This window comes from Paenibacillus sp. SYP-B3998 (genome assembly GCF_010820665.1).
In the GTDB taxonomy this organism is placed as follows: domain Bacteria; phylum Bacillota; class Bacilli; order Paenibacillales; family NBRC-103111; genus Paenibacillus_E.
Window position 1 is genome coordinate 380004 of sequence record NZ_JAAIKC010000002.1, and the last position, 22575, is coordinate 402578.

Here is a 22575-nt window from a genome sequence, read left to right on the forward strand (position 1 = left end):
TTCGTAACGATACAAGCCAGTACGCTCAAGTATTGATCTATATCGCCATGAAGCAAAAAAACCTAACGGTCAGCCGTTAGGTTTCTATTATTATAACCAGTCTTATTTTATTGTAAGAGAGAGTAAATATCCGTGTGCGCGTAGCCGTGGGCCTCAGCTACCGCCTGATAAGACACCTGGCCGCCTACCACATTAATGCCTTTGGCGATCGCTTTGTTTTCCATAGCAGCACGAACGTACCCTTTGTTAGCGATTTGTAAACCATATGGGGTAGTTACATTCGTCAATGCGAGTGTTGAAGTCCGTGCGACAGCTCCCGGCATATTAGCAACCGCGTAATGAATAACGCCGTGCTTCAGGTAAGTAGGTTGATCATGGGTCGTAATCCGGTCAATTGTCTCAATGGAGCCGCCTTGATCTATCGCTACATCGACGATGACTGAGCCTGGGCTCATCGCCTGTACCATCTCTTCTGTTACCAGACGAGGAGCTCTCGCTCCTGGAATGAGCACGGCACCTACGACTAGATCAGCGCGGCGCACAACTTCTGCGATATTGTACGGATTCGACATGACTGTTTTCACGCGTCCTTGGAATTGATCGTCCAATTGACGCAGTCGGTCTGGGTTCAGGTCCACGATCGTAACATCAGCGCCAAGTCCAGCTGCCATTTTCGCTGCGTTGGTGCCTACGATACCGCCACCGATTACTGCGACCTTAGCAGGCTCCACGCCTGGTACTCCACTCAGTAAAATCCCTTTGCCGCCATGCGCTTTCTCTAAAAAGTGAGCACCGATCTGGATGGACATACGGCCAGCTACTTCGCTCATTGGCGTGAGAAGTGGCAGGCTGCCATTGTCCAGTTGAATGGTTTCATAGGCAATCGCAGTTACTTTTTTCTCAACTAATGCATGTGTTAGTTCTGCTTCAGGGGCTAAATGGAGATAGGTATATAAAATTAAGCCTTCATGAAAATAATCATACTCTTTCGGAAGCGGTTCTTTTACTTTGACAACCATTTCTGCGGCCCATACTTCAGCAGCAGTCGCTACAATTGTTGCTCCAGCTTGTTTATAATCCTCATCGGTGAATCCGATGCTGTGTCCAGCCTGTGTTTCTACTTTTACATTGTGACCTGCTTTCGTGTAAGAAAGCACCGAACTCGGCGTCATTCCAACGCGGTACTCATTATTTTTAATTTCCTTAGGAACGCCAATAATCATCGTTATTCTCCCTCTCGTGATGACCCTTCGGTCAGATCATTCTGTACTTGTCTCCAAGTATAAAATCAATCGGATAGCGTTCCATTAGACATAATGTAACGAAACTTTACACTCTTTTTTACATTTTCACATCCGGGTACAGCAGTTGATAGGCCCGAATCCCGACCTGCAAGGCCAGCCTTTTTTCTGCAGACATGTAATCTTGACCGAGCAATTCTTCGATTTTCTCTAAACGGTAATACAAAGATTGACGAACGATAAATAGCTGCTGCGCCGCGATTTGCTTCGAGCCGTCATAGTCAAGATAAACCTTCAACGTACGCAGTAATTCACTGCCTCTCGTCATATCGTGGTCGATGAGCGGACCTAAGTAGGTCCTTACGAAGGTATGCAGGATCTGCTTGTCGGTGATATGAAACAACAGCTGGAACACACCAAGTTCATCAAAGAACAAAACTATCCTCTGTAGGGTCGGAGATAAGGAAATCGCTTGAATCGCTTCCTGATAGCCTACATACGCATTCATCATATTTCGATTCGATCTTCCGACGCCAATGACCAGCTTCACCGCTTCGTCGGCTTTCATATGCTGAAGTGACTGAAAAACATGCTGCAGCCTTTCCTTTGCAGATCGTTTCGGTGTTTGATCGAAAGCAACGACAACAAGTCGATTGTTCTTGAGCGTAATAAGCGGATAGAACGCTTGCTGCTCAAAAACAGATCGAACGGTCATCGACAGGTGGATGCCAAGCGATTCGATACCGTCACCTTCATAGGCGTTCGCGCTGCTTAGCTCGTGTTCAAATTCAATCAAACACACATGATAACTAAGTTCATTCAGCCGTTTAAAATCTTTGCCGATTAACACCTTAACCTGGTCTTCATCACGAATGCGTAGATGAAGCAGATCGTCTACCCATAAGGTCTGCGAATATAGTTTGCGTTCTTCCATGTAACGCTTACGCAGCAAATCCTGCGCAATGGACAGCGAAGCGGAATCGAGAATTAAATACTCGTACTCCTGCGGCTTCCGACTGAGTACCATAACGATATGTGCCCACGTTTTACCCATCGCACCCACAGGCTGCACAATAACTGTATTCGCATCCACTTCAATGAGCGATGGCGAAGCCGTATTGCCCGCCTCGGCGCTCTCTTGCAAGCGCCCTTCCAAAAGCTCCATCCATCGTTGGGATTCGCGACTTGTAACGTGCGGAATAAATTTTGGATGCCCCTCTGAAGGCACATAAATGACCTGTGCTTTGGTGCTGCTCTGCAGCAGCTGAAGCACATGCGTTACGCCTTGCGAAGTTAAGGTCATGCGATGGAATTCGCGCGAAATTTTTTCCAAATCTTGAAGTGTCTGATGATGTTGGTTAATAATATGCGCATGAATGTCCTGCGTTATGTCGATGAATTTCACCGCTTGCGGAAAAATAATTAGCGGGAATCCGGACGTCTCCGCGATCTCAATCCATGCTGGCGGAACCGAGCTAAGATAATGCCCCATTTCAATGCATAAGCACGACACATTTCTATTGATCAATTGTTCCAAATAGGTCATAAACAATTGCGTATCTGACTTGAATGCGGCACCCGTCGTCAGAATCATTTCACCGCCTTGCAGCAATTCTTCGAACTGAATGACCTCAATAATATGAACCCATCGTACTAAACGCTGTAAGCCTTGTTTACCTGCTGCTAGATAAGCATGCTGGAAATGAGGCCTTTCCAACACTTCTTGTACCGTTAATTGATAGCCCTGATTCAAACGTTTTCACTTCACTTTCTTCCTGAACAACTTGCCTTTGCAATTAGCATAGCAGAGAAGATGGGGAAGATGAAAGCAGAAAAGCTCACAGATGAGCTTTTGAAACCATCAACGTTTTGGTTTCACAAAAAAAGATAAACAAAAGGCAATAGTTAAAAGAGCAGCCAACGTTTCTATCGTAAGGATATAGCCCCCTATTTTCAAAAGATTCAAGGCCACAATAGGGCCAAGAGTTGCCCCTATGAATAAAATAAACATGTATAAGGTGACAGCGGCGCCGCGTGCTTCTCCCGCGATGCTTCCAATCAACGAGATCAGCGTAGGAACCGTAACTGAAATCCCAGCCACAAAAACGACACTCATGACAATTAATAGGGTAAGGCTGGAGCTAATTCCAATCGCAGCAAGACCTGCTACAGCAAATACTAATCCAACTCGCAGTATTACCTTCATTCCGAACTTTCCTACTAAACGTCCTGCGAATGGGGATAAGACCATCCCCAAAATCCCTACCGTTCTTACCATTAAAATCTGACTCGCGTTTAATCCAAAGGGGGATTGGGTTAGGTGATTTCCGAGAGCCGTGTACATCCCAACAAACGAAAGCAGGAGTGTTACGGTTATCAGATAGCAGACGAATAACGACTTGCGGACTAATATAACTCCCATCTGCTTAAATGAAGCTAGTACACTTTCTGTTGTTTGGCGAACTTCGCCTTTTGGAACGAGTCCACCCAACAATACAGCAGATAAGAAATACAAAGCGCCAAGAAAGTAAAACACATAAGGCCAGCCCAAGCTTTGGCTAATGAGACTGCTAAAAATCTGTCCAACAATTCCCGCCATCAAAAAACCAGTGCTGACAAATCCCACTGTGGTTACCCTTTTTCCCACCGGGAACATTTCTACTATGTAGGCAAGTGCAGCTGGGGCAAAAGTCGCCGCCGCTAAGCCTTGCGCCGCACGGAGCGCGATTAAACCAGACAGGTTTGTCATGAGACCCAGTGTCGGAGTAATGAATAACAATGCAACCAAACCCGAAAACATCATTTGTTTTCGGCCGAATCGATCGGATAAGGGACCGAATAATAAAAAGCCTACGGCGTAAGCGAATGAAAAAGCGCTGCTGGTCCATGCAGCAATCGCCGGAGTAACTTTGAATGTACTTACAAAATAAGAACCCATTGGTAGGGTAATATATAAACTTGACACCACGATTAGACCGCACCATACAAGTATGGCCGTTATTAATGGATACCTTTTCAAAGATGATTCACTTACTTTCCCAACTAATTCTGCCATGCTAAAAACCCCTTTTCAGACTGAATAAGTACTCTTTTTTCAAAATGACGCCATCTCAATAAATCGATTTTTTCAGCCTCCCCCAATATTTTTGCTAAACCATTTACGTAAATGACCTTCGTTAATTGTAACTTATCTACAATTATTGTCAATAAGTTTATTTGAGTAAAGGAACAAATATGGATTTTTAAAATGCTTGCAGATTGGTATTATTCCTACTAAATACAAAAAAACGATGACGTCTAGGTCATCGTTTTTTTGTATAAAATTTAGGTTCAACCTTGCTCATGCTTGATTTCTTCAATAATGATTTCACCGCTAGGAAGCGATTCGTCCAAAACGGATACAATTAATGTGAATCGCTCGTCGTTCGCTCTGCTTAGCTCCATCAATGTTGAAACTTCACTAAGCCTGAAATCCCCGTGAACGAAAATAGTGCTGCAAGAAATCTCCGAGAGAATCCGCTCCATAAGACCTTGCAGCTCTTTCTGCAGGATCGTAGTATCCGTCCTGCTTTCATCAGATCGCTCCACAATCCCATATGTTTTCTGCGAGATATGCATCGAGTAGTTAACGCCGAACTGAAATAGCACACTAAGAGGCGTCCCTTGATAGATCAATTCCATATAAGCCGATTGTCGGCCAGAGCCTTTGATAAGAATGAACATGAAATGTCTCCTGAACATAAGATGCGAACTTTCTCACAAATTTCCTTATAGTATACCTCAAACGTTTGGGTTTAAGCATCTTTTTAAAATTGTAACAAAAAAAGCGCCAGTTTCCGAGGAAACTGAACGCTTAATAGCGCATGTTTGGTTATATTGCCTTGTCAATCGCAACAGATTGCCCCGACCAAGCTTTCTGAGAGGTCCAGGGCGCTTCGGCATTACGCCAAAAGGCGTTGTCCGCTGACAAGCCAAGTGGTAAGAAGACCGCAGAACATAAATACAGACTTCCCGTAGAGATATACGGTTCACCCAGCTCAGGCTGGTGCCCACACAAGCCTATCTGTAACCATCCTGCTTCATCGAACGTACCTGGCGCTTCGATCAGCCTGCGAATAACCGCACTAAGCGCACAGCGTACTTGCGCCGGATCGTACTCCATTGGCAACTCGCCTCGCTGTGCGATCTGCGCAAGTAACTGAAACGCACCGAAGCGATAAGCGAGCGAGCGGCCTGTCACCGGGAACGTGCCCTCCGGCGAGATTGAACGCTCTAGAATCGTCGCATGGCGCATGGCCCTCGCCAAGATTGGCTCTTTCATATGCTCCCAGTCTTCCGACTCACCGCTCACACGCTCGATAATATCAACGAGCATTGGCTGGATAACAAAGCTATTATAGTAGTCCGCATGGTACTCCGGACCGTCGCTATACATACCATCTCCGAGATACCACTGCTCATGCTGCTTGAGGGCAAAATCCACACGCATAAGGTCCCACTCTTCCCCCATAACGAAGAGCGCTGTCTCTATCATCGCTGAGAAGAGCAGCCAATTACTGAAGTGCGGCTTACGCGTTCTAGTTGCCTTCAATGCTTGAGCGACATTGCTTTGAACGCGTGGGTCCAAACTTCGCCACAGCGCGTTTGGCGCTCTAAGAATCGCATGGGCTAGAAAAGCTGTATCGACAATCGGTTGCTGTCCCACTGTAAAGTTCATGTAGTCAGGTGAATTCGGATCCGTTGCCGCATCCATCGCAGCATGGACAAGCTTGCAATAATGACCATGCAATGCCTTTTCTTCTTCATCATCAGAGGAGCTCTCCAACCAAGGCGCGATGCCGACTAGTGTCCGGGTAAATGCCTCTAGATGAGCGTAAGCGAGCTGCTCTTCTTTTTTACGTTCAACGGGCATCGTTGCTCGAAGCTTTCTTGCCGCCAATGCTTCAAGAACAGGTGAGGCAATCCGATTCATTGTGCTTAGCCAATAAGCACGATCATTCATTTGAGCTGAGAGGCTACTCATACCAGTAGCCTTTGAGCCCTTTTTCTAAGCGAAGAAGCGCTTCTAAATAATAATAATCGCCCCAGATCATGTAATCATCAGGTGCATGACCGCCGCGAACACTGTAAGAACCTCGCTCAATGAAACCCTGCGCATCTGGCTTGCCGATAGTTGCATAGGTCTCAACCAGCCCCTTCATCGATAGCTCGATTGCCTTTTCTATGAATACACGATCCGCATCGCCAGCAGGCAAATGCTCCAAAAGCTCTAATGCACCTGCAACTGCAATTGCAGAAGCCGAGCTATCGCGCTTCGTATCCGCATGAATCGGTGCATTGAAGTCCCAATACACGACATGATCTTCAGGCAAACGTTCGAAGAAATAACGAGCTAACCGCTTCGAAGTTTCTAGATACAGCGGGTCTCTCGTATAGCGATAGGAAAGCGCAAACCCATATATGCCCCAAGCCTGACCTCTCGTCCACGTTGAACCATCGTGATACCCTTGTGCAGTTCCGCCATGCAGCGGCACGCCATTTTCTGGATCAAAGTAAAAAGTATGATAAGAAGAATCGTCGCCACGAACTAAATAACGACGGCTTAAATTCGCATGCGCTACCGCAACTTCTTTGTATTTTGCTTCCCCCGTCTGATCGTAAGCCCAATACAGTAGTGGCAAATTCATCAAGCAATCGATGATGATACGGCCTCCGTTCTGCTCATCTCCTTCCGGTCCCCAAGCCTGAATATATTGTCCTTTAGGTCTCCAACGTTTCAAAAGAACATCTGCCGCTTGCAGCGTTAACAATCTGGCAGTTTCATCTTTTTCAATCATCCATTGCGCTTTGGAGGATAAGGAATAAAGAAACCCAATGTCATGGTGATCGAGTACAACGTTCTTTTCTAATCTAAGCTTAAAGCTTTCTACGGTTTGACGAGCAGCCTGTTGGAACGTCTTGTCGCCTGTGTATTCGTAGCAAAGCCACAAGATCCCTGACCAGAAGCCATCCGTCCAGTCGTCATTTGGATTCAGCAAATAACGATCATTCTCGCTTACATGGGGGAATAAATCACCATAACGTTCAATATTCGCTTTTGTCTTTTCAATGGCATCTTCAATCGCATGTTTCCACATCTGCTTTCACTCCGCTCTTCTATGAGTTTGTTGTTGAACGTTCAATTAAGGTAAGAGGGACGTTAATTTCCCTAGACGCCATTTTTGAAGGATCAAAATCGTCCAAATTTTCTACAGAACCTTCTGACTCGCCCTTCTGACCAAGCTTTGTATGCAGTTTACCGATTGCCATCTTGGCTTGATAGGTATAAGGAATGTCCCAGCTTGTTAGGCCTGGGAAGCAATGCTCCGCAATATAATCATTATTAATGCCTACTATTTTTAACTGCGAGGGCAGTTCGATACCTAACTTATGGGCAGCGGAAATAATCCGTAAAGCAACATGATCATCAAAAGCAACGATGCCTACAGGCGACGGAAACTTTGCATGCAGATTTCGCAAAAAAGCATCGACTTGAAGCTCCTTCGCATCGACCATTTCATATTGTTGGATAACGCCTTCATACTGCTCAATCCCTCTGCTAAACCCAATACGGCGCTGTTCATCAACGGCTTTCGCCTTCTTGCTCCCAACGTAGCATAGCGCTTTGCAGCCACGCTCAACTAGCAGCCTGACCGATTGCTCGCAAGCATCCACGAAGCCCAAATTTACTGCGCCAAGCGCGATATCTTCTGGCCAATCCCAACCATTGATCAGAATGAGAGGCGTACCACTCTTTACAATCGATCTTGTGGATTCAAAGCCCATAGCCAAACCATGACAGATCAAGCCATCCACTCTGCGCTGAAGCAAAACCTCCAAATTCCTGCGCTCGATCTCAGGATCGAATCCACCAGAGGAGAAAACAGAAAGATGATACCCCGAATTATGCGCTTCAATCTGTAAATGCTCGGCAAGCAGCCCGTAATATCCGTTCAAGCCGGGGACGATAAGACCAAGCTCATACGTTTTGTTGCGGCTCAGCCCCGCTGCCATCGTGTTACGCCGATACCCCAACCGCTCAGCAGCCAACTCCACTTTATGAATCGTCTCTTTCGATGAACGAATCCCACCTCGATTCAGCACATTGGAGACAGTGGCAATCGAAACGCCGGCTTCTTTGGCCACCTCTACAATCGTGACTTGTTTAGGTTTACTCATTGTGCTTTCAACTCCGTTTTGTTAAACGTTTAACATTCAGTTATAGATTAAATTGAAACGTTTAACCTGTCAAGCGCAAAATACAAAAAAAAACCGGAACAGTGCCGCCATTTTCCTGTGCTTCCAGCTTTACTTGTCGTATTCGTGCTCATATTTGCTCATTTACTGTTCTATCAGCTTCTCAAAAAAAATAAAACCTCCTCCCCACTTCTTGCGTAGTACTTTTCAAGCATGACATTTTTTCAGGGTTAGGGAGGTTACTTGCTTATGACGACGACATTTGCTTTAAACCAAACGGCTTCTATCCGCGACTTCGTTTCTATGCTAGTCTGGTATTTGCGTAAGAAAAAAAGAGCGTAACTTGAAACTAATTCTGAACGACTGATCTAAAAAAGAGCTGCTTCGTTGGTAGGTTGACCTACCAATGGAGCGGCTCTTTCGGTATTTCACATAGACTTTTTATAAAATCTTTGCTAACAGCTCATAAGACTTTCTTCTACTATCATAATTGCGAATGTGTGTCATGACTAGAAACTCATCCACCTCATATTTTTCGGAGAATTCATCTAACTGGTCTTTCACAGCAGCAGGGGTTCCAACGAACATCTTGCGTTCTTGAGCAAGCATCCTTTCTTTTTGCTCCTCGGATTCAGCTGATGCCATCCAGGCAATTCCTTCTGCTGCCAAGGCTAGCGCCTCTATTTCCGTTTCCGCGCACACGACATGAACAGCTGCAATAACTTTCGGCTGCTCAGTATGACAGCGGAGCTTAAATGCCTCTCGATATGCGCAAAGAACCTCCTTGGGGTCAAGATCGCTCATAAACTGACCGAATACATACCCTGTACCGAATTGAGCAGCGAAATCAGCGCTCTTCTTGTTCGTACCCAACATCCATACTTGGGGAGCAATTGCTGGAACAGGTCTGGCTGTCACAAGCTGACCCTCCATTTCAAACCCATTGTCTAGAAACTCCATCAAAGCTTTCAGAGAATGCGGTAGTTGACGCACGTTCTCAAGGAAATTCCCACTGAGGGCGATGCTGGCATGCGCCGAACCGCCAGGTGCTCTACCGATGCCAAGATCCACTCTATCTGGGTACAATGCGGCAAGCATGCGGAAGGCTTCGGCTACCTTCATCGGCTTGTAATGCGGCAGCAGCAAAGCACCGGAACCGATGCGTATCCGATTCGTGCGCGCTCCAATATGAGCCAACAGCACTTCAGGGGACGTGCAAGCGAGTCCGTGCTTATCATGATGCTCGGCAACCCAATACCGCGCATAGCCCATCCTCTCAGCGGCTTGTGCCAGGATAACCGCTTGTTCTAACGCATAACCCGGATCAGCTGGCGCAAAAACTGGCACTAGATCTAACACGCTAAGCTTCATTAGCGCTCCCCCTTTTTTCCATAATGCACAATTCGAACAAATTGCGCCAACAAAAGAGTGAACAGGGACCCCTCCTGCTCAAAACGATTCGAGCCATTTTCGCCTCATACTTAATGCTGTGCACAGATTATTCATAAATATATTCTTGAGTCCGTGACTGTTAGCTACAACGACAAGGAGTACTCTTACACCATCTGTCCGAGGCTTGCGAGCACGCACTTATACATACAAACCCTCTGCCTGAAAGAATGACCCTAGCGTCGCTTTCACTTCCTAGCTCGGGTCAACAAGACTTATTAGTCGCTAAATCGATTCAATACTGCGAGCGAAATTACGCGAAAGATATTTCCTCACACAAGGCCGCTGATCATGTCGATATGAATAAATATCACTTTTGTAATCTTTTCAAATCTTTTCAAAGAAAAATTCAATGTCACGTTCTGGGACTGCATTGAATAAACAAATCCAGTATGAACCTCCATTGGCTACGCAGTCTATTAAAGCGCTGCTCCTTTTCCACCGTCGATGTTGATAGAAGTTCCTGTTACGTAAGAAGCCGCTTCAGAAGATAAGAAGGTGATGACATTCGCTGCTTCTTCCGTATTCCCAATCCGACCAAGTGGAATGTCATGACGAGGGTCCTTGGCGAACTCGTCCCACGTTAACTCAGGCGCGAGCCTTTGCCAGCTTTTCTCGATCTGGTCGCTGCGAATCAATCCGATGCATACCGTATTCACTCGAATCTGATCCGCTGCCAAATCTTTGCTCATCGCATTCGTTAGAGCAAGTCCCGCAGCGCGACTAACGGAAGTTGGCAACGATGAAGCAGGTGGCGTTTTCGCCGAAGAAGTCGTGATATTCACAATGGAGCCCCCGCCTGCTTGGCGCATGAATGGAATGGCATAACTGGAACAGTGAATGGCTCCGAACAATTTAAGCTCCAGATCCTGCCGCCAGGCCTCTGTCCCTACTTGCTCGAATGGCTTCGCCGCTGAAGTGCCTGCATTGTTCACAAGAATATCCAATCGACCGAATCGCTCAAAGGTTTGTTCAACGGCACGTTTGCAATCCTCTTCCGAGCTGACATCAGCTTGAACGAAGATAACCTCCCCCTTCGTCAGGTCGGTAATCTTCGCTGCCGCTTCTTCAAGCTGCTCCAGATTCCGCGCGCATATGGCTAATTTCGCCCCTTCATGTGATAAAGAAATCGCTGTGGCCAGACCGATTCCCTTACTTCCGCCGGTAATGAGTGCAACCTTCCCTCGCAGCCCTAAATCCACACTAATCGCTCCTCTCTTTTTACATGTACTCTTCCAAGCATACTCCTTTTTGAAGGGACTTCTCAAATGTCATGCGTGAAAAAAATCAAAGGCACAGTCTTTGCCGCAATTGCAGCAGAAACTATGCCTTTACTCACTGCATCAATGCTCAGGATGATAACTGCCATCCACTAGCCTCTCGTTGTAATAGCCACATGCGCGCATATAAGCCATCAAGCGCCAGTAGATCGTCATGCTTGCCCTGCTCCACAATTTTCCCATTGTCCAAAACGACGATATGATCGGCGTTTCTTACTGTTTTCAGACGATGGGCAATCACAATTACCGTTCTGCCTTGGACAAGTTCATCAATCGCACGCTGAATCTCCACTTCATTCTCAGGATCTAGGGAAGCCGTTGCTTCATCCAACAGGACGATAGGAGCATCTTTCAGCATCGCACGCGCAATCGAAATGCGTTGTTTCTCTCCTCCAGACAGCGTACTTCCGCCTTCACCCACCATTGTGTCATAGCCTAAGGGTAATCTCATGATGAAATCATGGCAGCAGGCCCGCCGGGCTACCTCTTCAATCTCGGTCTGCGTCGCTCCATTCTTGCCGAAGCGAATGTTATTACCGATTGTATCCTGGAACAAATACACGTCTTGAAACACCATTGACACTTTCGCTAGCAGCGCCTCTGGATCGGTATCGCGAATATTTTGCCCGCCAAATAATACACTACCTTCGGCTGGATCATAGAAACGAGCAATTAAGCGTAGAATCGTACTTTTACCGCTGCCCGACGGACCCACCAAAGCAGTGAACGAACCCGAAACTATCTGTAAACTTACATTTTTAAGAATCGTCTGCTCATTATAGCCAAATGTAACCTGCTTGAATTCCACATCATGTAGGGTAGACGGCTTCCTGTCTCCTGACATCACAGGTTCTTTCAACAGCTGAACAATACGCTCGCCAGCCTGCTCGTGATAACGGAACTCCGCATAATTGACAAGAGCGGTTGATAACGGATCGAAAATGCGCGTGCCAATGAGTAGAAAAGCAACGAGTGTGAGGATATCCAAACTCCCACCTAGAAGCAAGTTTACCCCGACGATGACCATGAAAGTTAGACCTGCTCGGATGCAGGCCACTGCACTCAACACGATCGGACCGAGCAGACCCTCGATTCGAATGCTTCGTTTCATCAATTCCTTGAATGACTGTTCTAACCGGACGAATCGTTCACCGGTTAAGTTGTAAGCCTTAATAACACGAATACCATTCAAATATTCTTGCAATCGGTTAGCGGCATCCATCTTGGCACGCATGTGCTGCGCGCCCAGCTTACGCTGAATGCCCGAAGTGACAAGCACGAGTGTAATCGCAATCGGGAACGCGGCAAACATCGCCAGCGCCATGTGCCAGTCCAGAAAAGAAAGTCCTGCGAACGCAAGGATTGGCATGACGAATGCACCAATCATTTGAGGCACGAGATGAGAAATCCCATGCTCCACCATTGTGAAATCTCCCATCATCATGTTAGCGAGATCGCCGGGATCACGCTTATTCAGATAGCCCAGAGACAGCTTTCTCAGATGTTCTGCCAAATTGGCACGTCCTTCGGCTGCAGTGGAATAAGCACCTCTGAACTGGGAACGGTATGCAGGAATTTCCACCAAATACAACAGGATTAAAGCCCCAGCCATAGCTGCGCATACCCACCATAAACGCATGAGGTCAAGGGTTGTACCTGGATGAACAAAAGGATCGAATATCAATCTCGCACTTTCAACTAGCAGCGCAAAAGGCAGAATGGCTACTAGATTCGAAAGTGTGGTATATAGAACAGGCTTTACCAGCTTGCTTGGATTACCCGCTGTGATATTACTTAGAATACTCAAGCGATAACACCTCCTTTTCCAATCTGCCACTGACCAGCATCTGAGTATGCATGCCACATTCTGGCGTATAATCCACCCTCGGCAACCAAGGCATCATGTTTGCCTACCTCTGCCAATTGACCGTGATTCATGACAAGAATCTGGTCAGCATCGCGAATAGAAGAGAGACGATGTGCGATGACAATGACTGTTTTCCCTTTCATCAAACCTTTGAGCGCAAGCTGCATTTCATATTCGTTCTCAGGATCTGCAAAAGCGGTCGCCTCATCCAACACCAGTATCGGCGCGTTCTTCAAAATCGCTCTGGCCACAGCAACGCGCTGTTCCTCGCCGCCAGACAAATACACGCCTCCACCGCCGATCAATGTATCATAGCCCTGTGGGAGCTTGGAAATAAACGTGTGGCATTGAGCAGCTCTCGCAGCAGCATACACTTCTTCCGCGGTAGCTGACGGACGACCTACTGCGATATTGTTATACAGCGTATCAAAGAACAGGAATGTCTCCTGGAACACGAATGAAACAGTATCCATCAGATCGCTCGTTTTCATTTCACGAATATCGAGATTGCCGATGCGTATGCTTCCTTGGTTCACATCCCAAAACCTTGGCACCAGATTGGCCACTGTCGATTTACCAGAGCCTGAGGGTCCAACCAGCGCAGTCACTTTACCTTGCTTCGCAGTAAATGAAATACCCGTGAGCGCATCGCTTCGTGTCGATATTTCATCTGAACCATAAGAAAATGTGACGTCATCGAACTGCACGTCATAGGTAGTTGGAATCCGTGGATTTATCGGTTCAGGAACAGGCTGTTCGGCAAAAATCCGATCGATCCGCTCAACCCCCTCGTTAATATCGCGAAGACTCGAAGAAATATACAGCAATTTGAACATAGGACTCGAAATACCGGGAGCCATAATAAGGAAAAACAACAGTACCGAGGCAAAGGCCACATTTCCAGGATCACGACTAAGTAAAAACACCCCAACGGGAAGAATGAACGCAGCAAATGATCCAATCAATACTTTAAATATGAGAAATCCATGCTGAAAGTGATCCGTGTAAGACGTGCAGTAATCCCGATAACCGCTCATATCTGCATAAAACTTACGAAAGGAATGCACGGTTTGACCAAATACTTTAATGGCTGGCATCCCACGAACATACTGAACCGCCGAACCGCTCATTCGCTCCAAATAATCATAGTAGAGTTTAACGTTTTTCTGTGATTCTTTCCCCATCATTAACGAAAATTGAACCGTAATACCAATGAATATGGGAATCAAACAAGCAAGCGCCAACCAAATATTCAAGTAAAACATAACTGCAATCATCAGCACAGTCGTTACGATCACATGAATCAAATCAGGCAATTGATGGGCGACAAACGTTTCCACTTTCTCTACGTTCTGCTCCAGCGTTTTTTTGACCGTGCCGGTTGAAGTCCCATTCAACCACCCTAACGGCAGCCGCCCGATATGAGCCGAAAGACGAACGCGCAAACCATATAATATGCGAAAAGCAGCCATATGCGAGCTTAACCCTCCAGCATACATAAAGAGGAGGCTGCTGAGCAGGCCAACTAACGCAGTAACACCCCAACGAATCATCTTCCCTCCATCCGCCATGGTCGGGTTAGCCGCATGCTCCAACAGTTCTTTCAATATAAAATAGACGGACACATAAGGAACCAACAAACAAATAGCGCTTAAGGACGAAAGTACAGCAGCAATAATAAGCAGTCCGCGCTTCTCATCCGCTAATTCCAGCAATCTAGCTATTTTTTTCTTCTTTGACATTCGAACGTCTCCTTTTCCCTATTACGCGATTATTGTTTATACATGTGCTATATGAGAAAGGTTATCATTCCTATCTGTGACTGTCCGCCATTCTACGGTTAAATTCGGGCGATTATGGGTGAATAACGCAAACTGTAACTCCTAGTTAAAAATAAAAATGCACACCCTCGAAAATTAAGGATGTGCATTTATTTTTACCATCTAGTTGGGTTCATTCTACCCTTGGTGATTGTTCGAAACCACTTAATTTTTGCCACTCCCCTGGATTAAAGCCATATTTCTCTCGAAAAACAGCGGCAAAGTGGCCTGGATTCGAATACCCAACGGTAATTGCCGCTTCATAAACAGTGATTTTTTCTCGCTCAAGAAGAGATTTGGCAAACGCTAGCCTCTTATCCCGCAAGTAGCCAAATACAGTCGTTTCATACAGCTCTCTAAAACCAGCTTTCAGCTTAAAGTCGCTAATACCGACTATTTTAGATAATTCCAGCAAAGAGGGCGGCTGTTCCATCTGTTTGGTAAGAATCACCGCTGCTTCACGAATTTTGTCCAAATCGGTTCGGCGTAATCCTTTACCCGTTCGCGAAGTTGAGCTTTGCGAGTCGAACAAATTGAGCTGCAAATAAGTTGCCAGCAGTTCGAGCGCTTTTCCCTCCATATATAGCCTTCGTAAGGAAGGCGTGTACGAACAATTCAGTAGTTGACGAACAATTTGCAATTCAGTCGGTTGAATGGCCTGTTGAAATATTCGAAACGACTCTGAGCCTAAAATATAAGACAAATCGAACGGCCTCTCTCCGCTGAACGATTCAGTTAGTTCACGAAATACGGATTCCGTCATCCGAAGTTCACAGGCCAACATAGGCATATTAGCTTCATAATGCATTTCTGCTTCCATATGCCGGATAAAAGACAACTGACAATGGTCATTCGGAATCTGAATATTTTTTCCGGACATTTCAATTTCACTGACGCCTTGAAGCCAGAAGCTGAGCTCAACAATTGGCAGATCGGATCGAAATCGAAAAGTTTGTGTTTCATGCATCCTGCAATCCGCTATAATGATCTCCATACCAGGCCGCAGCTTCGTTCGGCTAATAGCTCCATGGCCAATCGATTCTGGAATAAGTATGCGATCCTCATCTGTGCTAATGCTCCCAGAGCCCTTCAGAATATCCATATACAACAAGTATTGACTATCGAATTCCTCCAACACGGAAACCTCATTCGTTTTCGATGTATTCACCACCTTCGTCAGAATCTGTCTTCTTTAGCATATTCTAAATGAGAATGATTTTCAACGATCGAAGTAAGATAATTAATCTGAACATAAGAAAAATGCCTAACGGCGTCCTTGTCTAAACCCATACGTTTATGCAAAGCGAGGAGATTGGATGTGCGGTTCCAACCGCTGTTAAAGTCGTGTTCCTTGAATTTACAAGGTGGTATGAACACGACTTTAAAGGCGGCGGCTATCGCTTCTCCCCCAATACCCATCCCCTTTTTTGTTCTATTTTGAGCTGCCTTCTACTTCATTCATTTTGCTGCTGAAAGAAACCCAATAATTATTTCCATACCTGCTGCTTCGCTTAATTGGTATCGGTGTATACATCTTTGCACCATCTCACTTTGAATTAGGAATATACTATATTCATAGACAACTTCCTACCTCAAAATATGTTCGACTAAAATTATCCATTATCGACAATTTTCCCAAATATTCCTTTAGTTTACTAAAAACTTAATTATTAAGAATTGAAATTTTCAATTATTTACTTTAGTTAAGTGCAATAGATACTTGATTTTGGAGTTAAGTTAATAATTTACAATAAAAAGTAACTATTGAACTAGATACAAATTATGGATAAAATAATAATATAGTAATTGTTCAGCGATATTTAATAGATTAGAAAATAAGAAAAAAATAAGGAAAGGTAGTGATTAATGAAAAAAACTTTACGCTCTCAGTAAATATTAGCTGTGCACTACTGGCTAACACTGCATCAGCTGCAAGTTCAAATTGGTAGAATACGTCTTCTCCATATGAAAAAAGATAATTGGTAGTAACCTTACGCAGGAATTCGATTTTGATAGTTGATAGTTTTATATTCCAAATAAGATGGAGGTTGTTTAATTTGTTGATGAAAACTAAAAGAAAACTGATTACTTCAGTTATTGCAATCACCGCAGTTGTAGCAGGATCTTCTGCAGCTCTTGCAGGTATTACAACGAATGGTGCCTTTTTGAGTAGCAGATTGCAGACTGGAGGAAACTATGCATGGCTAGCTGATGCTAGCACCACTTACAATTGTTTGGCCTATGCAAAGGGTGATACTAGTCTTTGGGATTGGCCATGGGGGTCGGCAAATCCAAATTCTACACAAGTTGATACGTATTTAGGTTATTCTGGTTTTACTAGTGTTGCTTTTAGTAGTAACCAAACGGGTACTAAGATTATTTCTTATGGTCTGACTTCATCATCAATTGGACATTTTGCTAAGGTAGCAGATGCTAACTATGTCAATGCAAAATGGGGAACTCTAGAACTTTTGCAGCATTTGGGATGGAATCCTTATAGTTCCTCTTCTTCGAATGGCACCTACTTGACTGGTACGTTTTATGGCGAAGCTCAAAGAAAATACGCTAAATAATAAAATATAAGGAGGAAGAAATAAATATGAAAACAATGACAAAAGTGTTTCTCTCGCTGTTTGTATTTAGTTTTATTATCACATTGCTCATAAATCAAAATGTAAAGGCCTCTATTGAAAATGAGATTGATTCCAACTTCTCGGCAATTGTTGAAAAAATTAATAAGGAATTATCTTTAAAAACGGAACTTGCCACTAGTTCAAATCCATATGATTACATCAAAGGAAGTACTGATTTTAATAAGATAGTCGGTTTAGGAAATGACGCAATTCCTTACCTGCAAAAAAAATTATCCGAAAGCCAAAATAATGGGTTACTTGAATATATTATGGCAATTGCAATTGAAGACATTGCTAAAGTAGACCTTAAGAAAAAAAAATCTAGTCTTTGGGCATCGGCAAAGGAATTCGATGACAAATGGAAGAAGCATTTAAAATCAATCCCTACATCTGTTGATGCAATAGTATCTGATACCAACTTAAATGCGGATAAAAAGATAAAAGAACTTGTTGATCTTGGTACACCAGCTCTTCCTTTTATAGGAGATAAAGTTGAAGCTGGTCATGAGGAATTATTCCCGGCAATTACTGAATTGACTAAAGATTCTAAAGTCTTAGCTACCGAGAATATTGCTGATAAGAAAGAATGGATTACGAAAAACAAATCTTCTTTCAACAAATTGAGGCAGCATGTTTTGGATCAAAAATAAATTTTTACAGGTTGAAAACCTTAACCACTAGTTAGAACTGTGGTATAGGTTTTTTTCTTTTTGCAATATCCAAGTATGTTTTCTTCTCTGAAAAATACTCCATTGTTCAGGTTACCTTTAGAAGACAGAGATCCCCATTACAATTACTTAGCATGATGATCGATCATCCATGAGAATGCGAAAGTAACCCGAAAATCATAAAAAAGTTGGAATTTGGTAAAAGGGGGCTGTTTACTTGAAGGTTTTTGTTATCACTTCTCCAAAATAATCGCCGATATGTCCTTTCTTTACCAGTAAATTAATTTCTTTGGAAGCGTCAAGGATACGACGCTTTCTTCGTATGCCAAGTGGAGGTCGTTCTGGCCTACATACCTTTATACATACGGTAAGTGGTTTGTACGGCAATCAAAACAAAGGGCGAGCTACTAATCTCCAATATTCAATTGGGTTATATCGCACGAATAATTATTTTAGTTCGATGAAACATTTTACTATTTATCAACGTGTTATGAGTGGAAGGAGGGTATAAATGGATGGGTATCGATAAAATTAAGAATGATAATTTAGTAATCTTAGTAAACAAGTACGCCGACATGGTCCTGCGCTTGGCATTTACCTACCTTGGAAACCAAGCGGATGCGCAGGATGCGTGTCAGGATGTTTTTATCAAGCTATTCAAACACCAACGCCACTTTAACGATGGAGAGCATGAGAAGGCTTGGATCATTCGAGTCACAATAAATACGTGCAAAGACATTATTAGAAGTCCGTGGAAGAAATGGTTCTCTTCTATTGAGTATCTGCCTAACAATCATACTGAAAGTATTGATGTCGTGTCATTTGTAGTTACACTCCCCCGGAAATATAGAATGGTCATTCATTTATATTATTATGAAGGCTACAAAACAACTGAGATTTCCGAGATTTTGAACATCAAAGAGAGCACGATTCGGACACAGTTGAAGCGAGCAAAGGAATTACTGAAAGAAAAGATGCTGGGAGGATCGGACGATGACGATCAGAACTAAGTATGTGAATGAGATGAATGGAGTAAAGGCGGACGAAGAGCTTAAAAAAACGATTATTAGCCAAGTCATATCGAGAGCCGATGGTTCTCTAACAGTTGCCCATAATCCTCGCAGTAAGGTTACGATATTTATTGTTACTAGCGTGATTATTTTCATCATTGCCATTGGAATTCCGCTAATTTACAATGGTGCTCAAGATAGTAGTGGTCTACCCAATTTATATAAAGGGTTGGTAGTTACTGCTTATGCGGCAGACGGTACTTCTGTAGCAGTAAGCCCCGATGTAGACTTCCCACTTGGTCAATACTCATTGATTATGAGTAGTATGCCGGGTTTTCCTTTAACAATTGCTTGTAAGGATGCAGACAATATTAGTTTGAGAACCTCAGAGGGAATGCTGTTGTTATGGAATCCTCCGGTTAATAAAGTGTTACCGATGGGGAAGGAAGCAAACGTTAAGTCAGGCACAACGATCTATTGGACTCCTTTGGTTGAAGGTGATCGTGCAGAAAAGGCTATTCTTGAGATAACCGCTTATAAAGATAAGAACAAACTCGGCAGCAGTTTGATCGAGATAAAAACGGAAGATCACATCATGTATAAAGGTAAGTTAACCTATAAATGAGGAATAAAACAAGTGAATTGTGAGGTGCAGTTGGATCACCTTGGTTCACCCGATCAAAATCTTTTACAAAATAAAGCGAAAAAGATTTGCTTTAGAGGGATCGAATTCATAACAACATTTTGCCAAAAATTCAAATAACAAAAAACCGAATAGGAAGCTGATTTCCAGCTTCCTATTCGGCCTTCTCCGACGAATTTTTACGCACTCCCAAGTTGGTAATCATGCAGCTGATGTACACAATGAATGAAGCGAACCGTTTGCGTCTTTGCGCGCATCACCACAGAATGTGTTTCTGCACGGTTGCTGTACATAAACTTAACACCACTCAAGAAATCACCAGACGTTACGCCCGTTGCAGCGAAATAAATATCTGAATCGCCGATCAAATCCTGCATGAGAAGTACCTTTGATGGATCAGCAATCCCCATATCCATACAGCGTTGATGCTCTTGCTCGTTCTCAGGCAGCAGCCTGCCTTGAATCTCACCGCCCATACAGCGCAGCGCAGCAGCTGCCAGCACGCCCTCTGGAGCTCCTCCAGAGCCAACGTGCAGATCGATTCCCGTATCAGGAAATGCGGTTGCCATTGCCCCAGCAACATCTCCATCACTCAATAAATGAATTTTGACGCCTAATCCGCGTAATAAAAGAATTTTGTCCGCGTGTCTTTTACGATCTAAGATGGAAATCGTTAATTCAGTAATATCCTTTTGAAGAAGCGCAGCCGCCTTCGCAATCGTACTCTCTAACGGGTCATCCAAGCTCAACTTGCCAGCTAAACGTGGACCCACAGCCAGCTTCTCCATGTACATATCAGGAGCATGGAGGAGCTTCCCTTTTTCAGCAATGGCTACAACGGAAAGCGCGTTGTTTCTCCCACTAGCTACAATATCAGTGCCTTCTAAAGGATCAACGGCTACATCATATTCAGGACCGAATCCATTCCCGACTCGCTCTCCAATATAAAGCATCGGCGCTTCATCCATCTCGCCTTCGCCAATGACAACCGTACCTTGGAAGGGAATAGAGCTAAAAATGGAACGCATGGCTGAAGTTGCGGCTTCATCCGCACAATGTTTGTTCCCTTTGCCCGTCCAACGGGCGGATGCCAATGCGGCAGATTCGGTAACTCTTACAATGTCCAGAGACAAATCCATGTCCATACATCCATTCACCCTTTCTATTTAGAAGTGTTGACACTTCGGTCAACGCTTTTGAATCCATCGTCACTGCTTACTGGTTGGCCAGTATCATACCAGCCGTCTCTTCAATCGCTTTCTCACTTACATCTAAGACCGTACATCCAAGCTCCCGATACAACGCTAGGGCAAATTCGATTTCTTCCTCTACTCGCTCCAGCGTCGCGTATTTCGCACCGAAGGGCAGTCCAACCGCCTTCAACCTTTCGCTGCGAATTCTCACCAATTGTTCCGCGCTCATCGTCAGCCCCATAATTTTCTTCGGATCTAATTCATAGAGCACTGAAGGCGGCTTTACCTCAGGAACTAATGGATAATTCGCCACTTTGTACCCTTTATGCGCCAAATAGATGCTTAATGGCGTCTTCGACGTTCGGGAAACCCCGAGCAAAACAATATGCGCTTGCCTCATCGCGGCAGGATCCTTACCATCATCGCTGTTAACTGTAAATTCAACCGCTTCTACACGCTCGAAATATTGTTCATCCATTTGATACAAAAGACCTGCTTTGCGCTTCGGTGAATCCTTGAATGTATCAATGAATGCTTGCATCATAGGCCCCATAATGTCGATCGCGTTGACGCCAAGTCGTACGGCTTCTTGCCGCATCATTTCTCTAAGCTCCGGTAAAACAAGTGTGTAGGCAACAAAGCCATTAACACGCGATGCTTCCTCCATCAACGTGCGGATTTCATCCTCGGTACGGATCGATCCGAACCGCTTTACTTGAACCGTACTTGCGTTAAATTGGCGTATCGTTGCCTGTACAACCGTATTCGCCGTTTCCCCTACGGAATCCGAAACAACGAAAATCGTATGCATAGTCTCTCCCACTCGAACTCCTCCTGATTAGTTCCCCATCGCTACGTCTAGCAGCAGTTTGGTCATCGTCGTTTTCGTAATTCTGCCGACCACTTCATTGTGATCCGGTCCCTCCAAAGACTTCATAACTGGAAGACTGTCGACTTGATGGAAAATCATTTTGCGAGCGGCCTCGAGCACGCTATCCTCTGGATACGCGGTGACAATATTTGGATGCCGAGTCATTACAAGTGAAATCGGCATTGAATTCGCAGCCGCGTTACCAAGTGTTACTTTGAGTAAATCTTTACGAGAAACGATGCCAACCAGGCTGCCCGTTGAATTGACAATCATCAGAGTTCCTACATTTTCAAGAAAAAGGGTGACAACTGCATCACTCACAGTGACGGTTTCCCGAAGGACAACTGGAATGCCCATCACATCTTTTACCTTCATCGCTTCAACGCTTGTAAATGGCGATTGTTCCTGCAGCACAGCAGTGCCCAGGAAATAACCGACCTTTGGTTTAGCATCCATATATCGAAGCATGACCAGCACCGCGAGGTCGGAACGAATGGTCGGGCGGCTAATGCCGAGTAATTCTGCTATGCGTTCGCCGGTAATCGGCGCATGTTTTTTTACGAGATCTATAATTTCCATCTGGCGGGATGTAAGCTCGATGATGTTTCCCTCCCTGAACAAATTCATATCATCCCTTTACATTTTTGCAAGAAAAATTATATAG

19 protein-coding genes are annotated in these 22575 nt (G+C 44.6%); 4 read left to right on the plus strand and 15 right to left on the minus strand.

Annotated features, from left to right (window positions below; genetic code table 11):
- Positions 1-107 precede the first annotated feature (107 nt).
- From ald to GK047_RS30325, 12 genes are all read right to left on the minus strand, one after another.
- The gene (gene ald, locus GK047_RS09880; protein ID WP_163944927.1) at positions 108-1223 is read right to left on the minus strand and encodes an alanine dehydrogenase; all 1116 of its coding nucleotides are present in this window, start codon (positions 1221-1223) and stop codon (positions 108-110) included.
- 118 nt (positions 1224-1341) lie between these two features.
- Entirely contained in the window at positions 1342-2994 is a 1653-nt protein-coding gene (locus GK047_RS09885) for a PucR family transcriptional regulator (protein ID WP_163944931.1), read from the minus strand.
- A 108-nt stretch (positions 2995-3102) separates the two neighbouring features.
- Entirely contained in the window at positions 3103-4296 is a 1194-nt protein-coding gene (locus tag GK047_RS09890; RefSeq protein WP_163944933.1) for an MFS transporter, read from the minus strand.
- Between the two features lie 275 nt (positions 4297-4571).
- Positions 4572-4964, minus strand: a complete 393-nt coding sequence (locus tag GK047_RS09895; RefSeq protein WP_163944935.1) for a hypothetical protein — start codon at positions 4962-4964, stop codon at positions 4572-4574.
- 148 nt (positions 4965-5112) lie between these two features.
- Positions 5113-6264: a DUF2264 domain-containing protein gene (locus GK047_RS09900; RefSeq protein ID WP_240343867.1), complete on the minus strand. Its 1152-nt coding sequence runs from the start codon at positions 6262-6264 to the stop codon at positions 5113-5115.
- Positions 6257-7378 carry a glycoside hydrolase family 88 protein gene (locus tag GK047_RS09905; RefSeq protein ID WP_163944937.1) on the minus strand — a complete coding sequence of 374 codons (1122 nt, stop codon included), beginning with the start codon at positions 7376-7378 and terminating at the stop codon, positions 6257-6259. The genes GK047_RS09900 and GK047_RS09905 overlap by 8 nt, the downstream gene beginning before the upstream one ends.
- A 19-nt stretch (positions 7379-7397) precedes the next feature.
- Complete coding sequence (locus tag GK047_RS09910; protein WP_163944939.1) at positions 7398-8459, minus strand: LacI family DNA-binding transcriptional regulator; 1062 nt, start codon at positions 8457-8459, stop codon at positions 7398-7400.
- A gap of 459 nt (positions 8460-8918) precedes the next feature.
- Positions 8919-9848 carry an MsnO8 family LLM class oxidoreductase gene (locus tag GK047_RS09915; protein WP_163944940.1) on the minus strand — a complete coding sequence of 310 codons (930 nt, stop codon included), beginning with the start codon at positions 9846-9848 and terminating at the stop codon, positions 8919-8921.
- A gap of 497 nt (positions 9849-10345) precedes the next feature.
- Positions 10346-11128: an SDR family oxidoreductase gene (locus tag GK047_RS09920; RefSeq protein WP_163944942.1), complete on the minus strand. Its 783-nt coding sequence runs from the start codon at positions 11126-11128 to the stop codon at positions 10346-10348.
- A 148-nt stretch (positions 11129-11276) separates the two neighbouring features.
- Positions 11277-13013, minus strand: coding sequence for an ABC transporter ATP-binding protein (locus GK047_RS09925; RefSeq protein WP_163944944.1), 1737 nt, complete (start codon positions 13011-13013; stop codon positions 11277-11279).
- Positions 13010-14815, minus strand: coding sequence for an ABC transporter ATP-binding protein (locus GK047_RS09930; protein ID WP_163944947.1), 1806 nt, complete (start codon positions 14813-14815; stop codon positions 13010-13012). The genes GK047_RS09925 and GK047_RS09930 overlap by 4 nt, the downstream gene beginning before the upstream one ends.
- 211 nt (positions 14816-15026) lie before the next feature.
- Positions 15027-16061: a helix-turn-helix domain-containing protein gene (locus GK047_RS30325; RefSeq protein WP_163944949.1), complete on the minus strand. Its 1035-nt coding sequence runs from the start codon at positions 16059-16061 to the stop codon at positions 15027-15029.
- Positions 16062-16956: 895 nt separating this feature from the next.
- On the opposite strand from GK047_RS30325, the gene GK047_RS09940 reads away from it, so the two are divergent.
- The 4 genes from GK047_RS09940 (at position 16957) to GK047_RS09955 (ending at position 19829) form a co-directional block, all read left to right on the plus strand.
- Entirely contained in the window at positions 16957-17466 is a 510-nt protein-coding gene (locus GK047_RS09940) for a DUF7689 domain-containing protein (protein ID WP_481855974.1), read from the plus strand.
- A gap of 26 nt (positions 17467-17492) precedes the next feature.
- Positions 17493-18176, plus strand: coding sequence for a hypothetical protein (locus tag GK047_RS09945; protein WP_163944955.1), 684 nt, complete (start codon positions 17493-17495; stop codon positions 18174-18176).
- 533 nt (positions 18177-18709) lie between these two features.
- Positions 18710-19204 (plus strand): RNA polymerase sigma factor, encoded by a 495-nt coding sequence (locus GK047_RS09950; protein ID WP_163944958.1) that lies wholly within the window; start codon positions 18710-18712, stop codon positions 19202-19204.
- Positions 19188-19829: a hypothetical protein gene (locus tag GK047_RS09955; RefSeq protein ID WP_163944961.1), complete on the plus strand. Its 642-nt coding sequence runs from the start codon at positions 19188-19190 to the stop codon at positions 19827-19829. The genes GK047_RS09950 and GK047_RS09955 overlap by 17 nt, the downstream gene beginning before the upstream one ends.
- A 197-nt stretch (positions 19830-20026) precedes the next feature.
- Here the strand turns inward: GK047_RS09955 and glpX are convergent, their stop codons facing one another.
- The 3 genes from glpX to GK047_RS09970 form a co-directional block, all read right to left on the minus strand.
- Positions 20027-20992 (minus strand): class II fructose-bisphosphatase, encoded by a 966-nt coding sequence (gene glpX, locus GK047_RS09960; RefSeq protein WP_163944964.1) that lies wholly within the window; start codon positions 20990-20992, stop codon positions 20027-20029.
- Between the two features lie 70 nt (positions 20993-21062).
- Positions 21063-21851: a pyruvate, water dikinase regulatory protein gene (locus tag GK047_RS09965; protein ID WP_163945342.1), complete on the minus strand. Its 789-nt coding sequence runs from the start codon at positions 21849-21851 to the stop codon at positions 21063-21065.
- A 27-nt stretch (positions 21852-21878) separates the two neighbouring features.
- The gene (locus tag GK047_RS09970) at positions 21879-22490 is read right to left on the minus strand and encodes a helix-turn-helix transcriptional regulator (protein WP_163944966.1); all 612 of its coding nucleotides are present in this window, start codon (positions 22488-22490) and stop codon (positions 21879-21881) included.
- Positions 22491-22575: the final 85 nt, after the last annotated feature.

Bases quoted from the DNA above. Each gene is read 5' to 3' on its own strand.
- ald (WP_163944927.1), bottom strand. From the start codon at position 1,223: ATGATTATTGGCGTTCCTAAGGAAATTAAAAATAATGAGTACCGCGTT.
- GK047_RS09890 (WP_163944933.1), bottom strand. From the start codon at position 4,296: ATGGCAGAATTAGTTGGGAAAGTAAGTGAATCATCTTTGAAAAGGTAT.
- GK047_RS09895 (WP_163944935.1), bottom strand. From the start codon at position 4,964: ATGTTCATTCTTATCAAAGGCTCTGGCCGACAATCGGCTTATATGGAA.
- GK047_RS09900 (WP_240343867.1), bottom strand. From the start codon at position 6,264: ATGAGTAGCCTCTCAGCTCAAATGAATGATCGTGCTTATTGGCTAAGC.
- GK047_RS09905 (WP_163944937.1), bottom strand. From the start codon at position 7,378: ATGTGGAAACATGCGATTGAAGATGCCATTGAAAAGACAAAAGCGAAT.
- GK047_RS09910 (WP_163944939.1), bottom strand. From the start codon at position 8,459: ATGAGTAAACCTAAACAAGTCACGATTGTAGAGGTGGCCAAAGAAGCC.
- GK047_RS09915 (WP_163944940.1), bottom strand. From the start codon at position 9,848: ATGAAGCTTAGCGTGTTAGATCTAGTGCCAGTTTTTGCGCCAGCTGAT.
- GK047_RS09930 (WP_163944947.1), bottom strand. From the start codon at position 14,815: ATGTCAAAGAAGAAAAAAATAGCTAGATTGCTGGAATTAGCGGATGAG.
- GK047_RS09940 (WP_481855974.1), top strand. From the start codon at position 16,957: ATGAAAACTAAAAGAAAACTGATTACTTCAGTTATTGCAATCACCGCA.
- GK047_RS09945 (WP_163944955.1), top strand. From the start codon at position 17,493: ATGAAAACAATGACAAAAGTGTTTCTCTCGCTGTTTGTATTTAGTTTT.
- GK047_RS09950 (WP_163944958.1), top strand. From the start codon at position 18,710: ATGGGTATCGATAAAATTAAGAATGATAATTTAGTAATCTTAGTAAAC.
- GK047_RS09955 (WP_163944961.1), top strand. From the start codon at position 19,188: ATGACGATCAGAACTAAGTATGTGAATGAGATGAATGGAGTAAAGGCG.
- glpX (WP_163944964.1), bottom strand. From the start codon at position 20,992: ATGGACATGGATTTGTCTCTGGACATTGTAAGAGTTACCGAATCTGCC.
- GK047_RS09965 (WP_163945342.1), bottom strand. From the start codon at position 21,851: ATGCATACGATTTTCGTTGTTTCGGATTCCGTAGGGGAAACGGCGAAT.
- GK047_RS09970 (WP_163944966.1), bottom strand. From the start codon at position 22,490: ATGGAAATTATAGATCTCGTAAAAAAACATGCGCCGATTACCGGCGAA.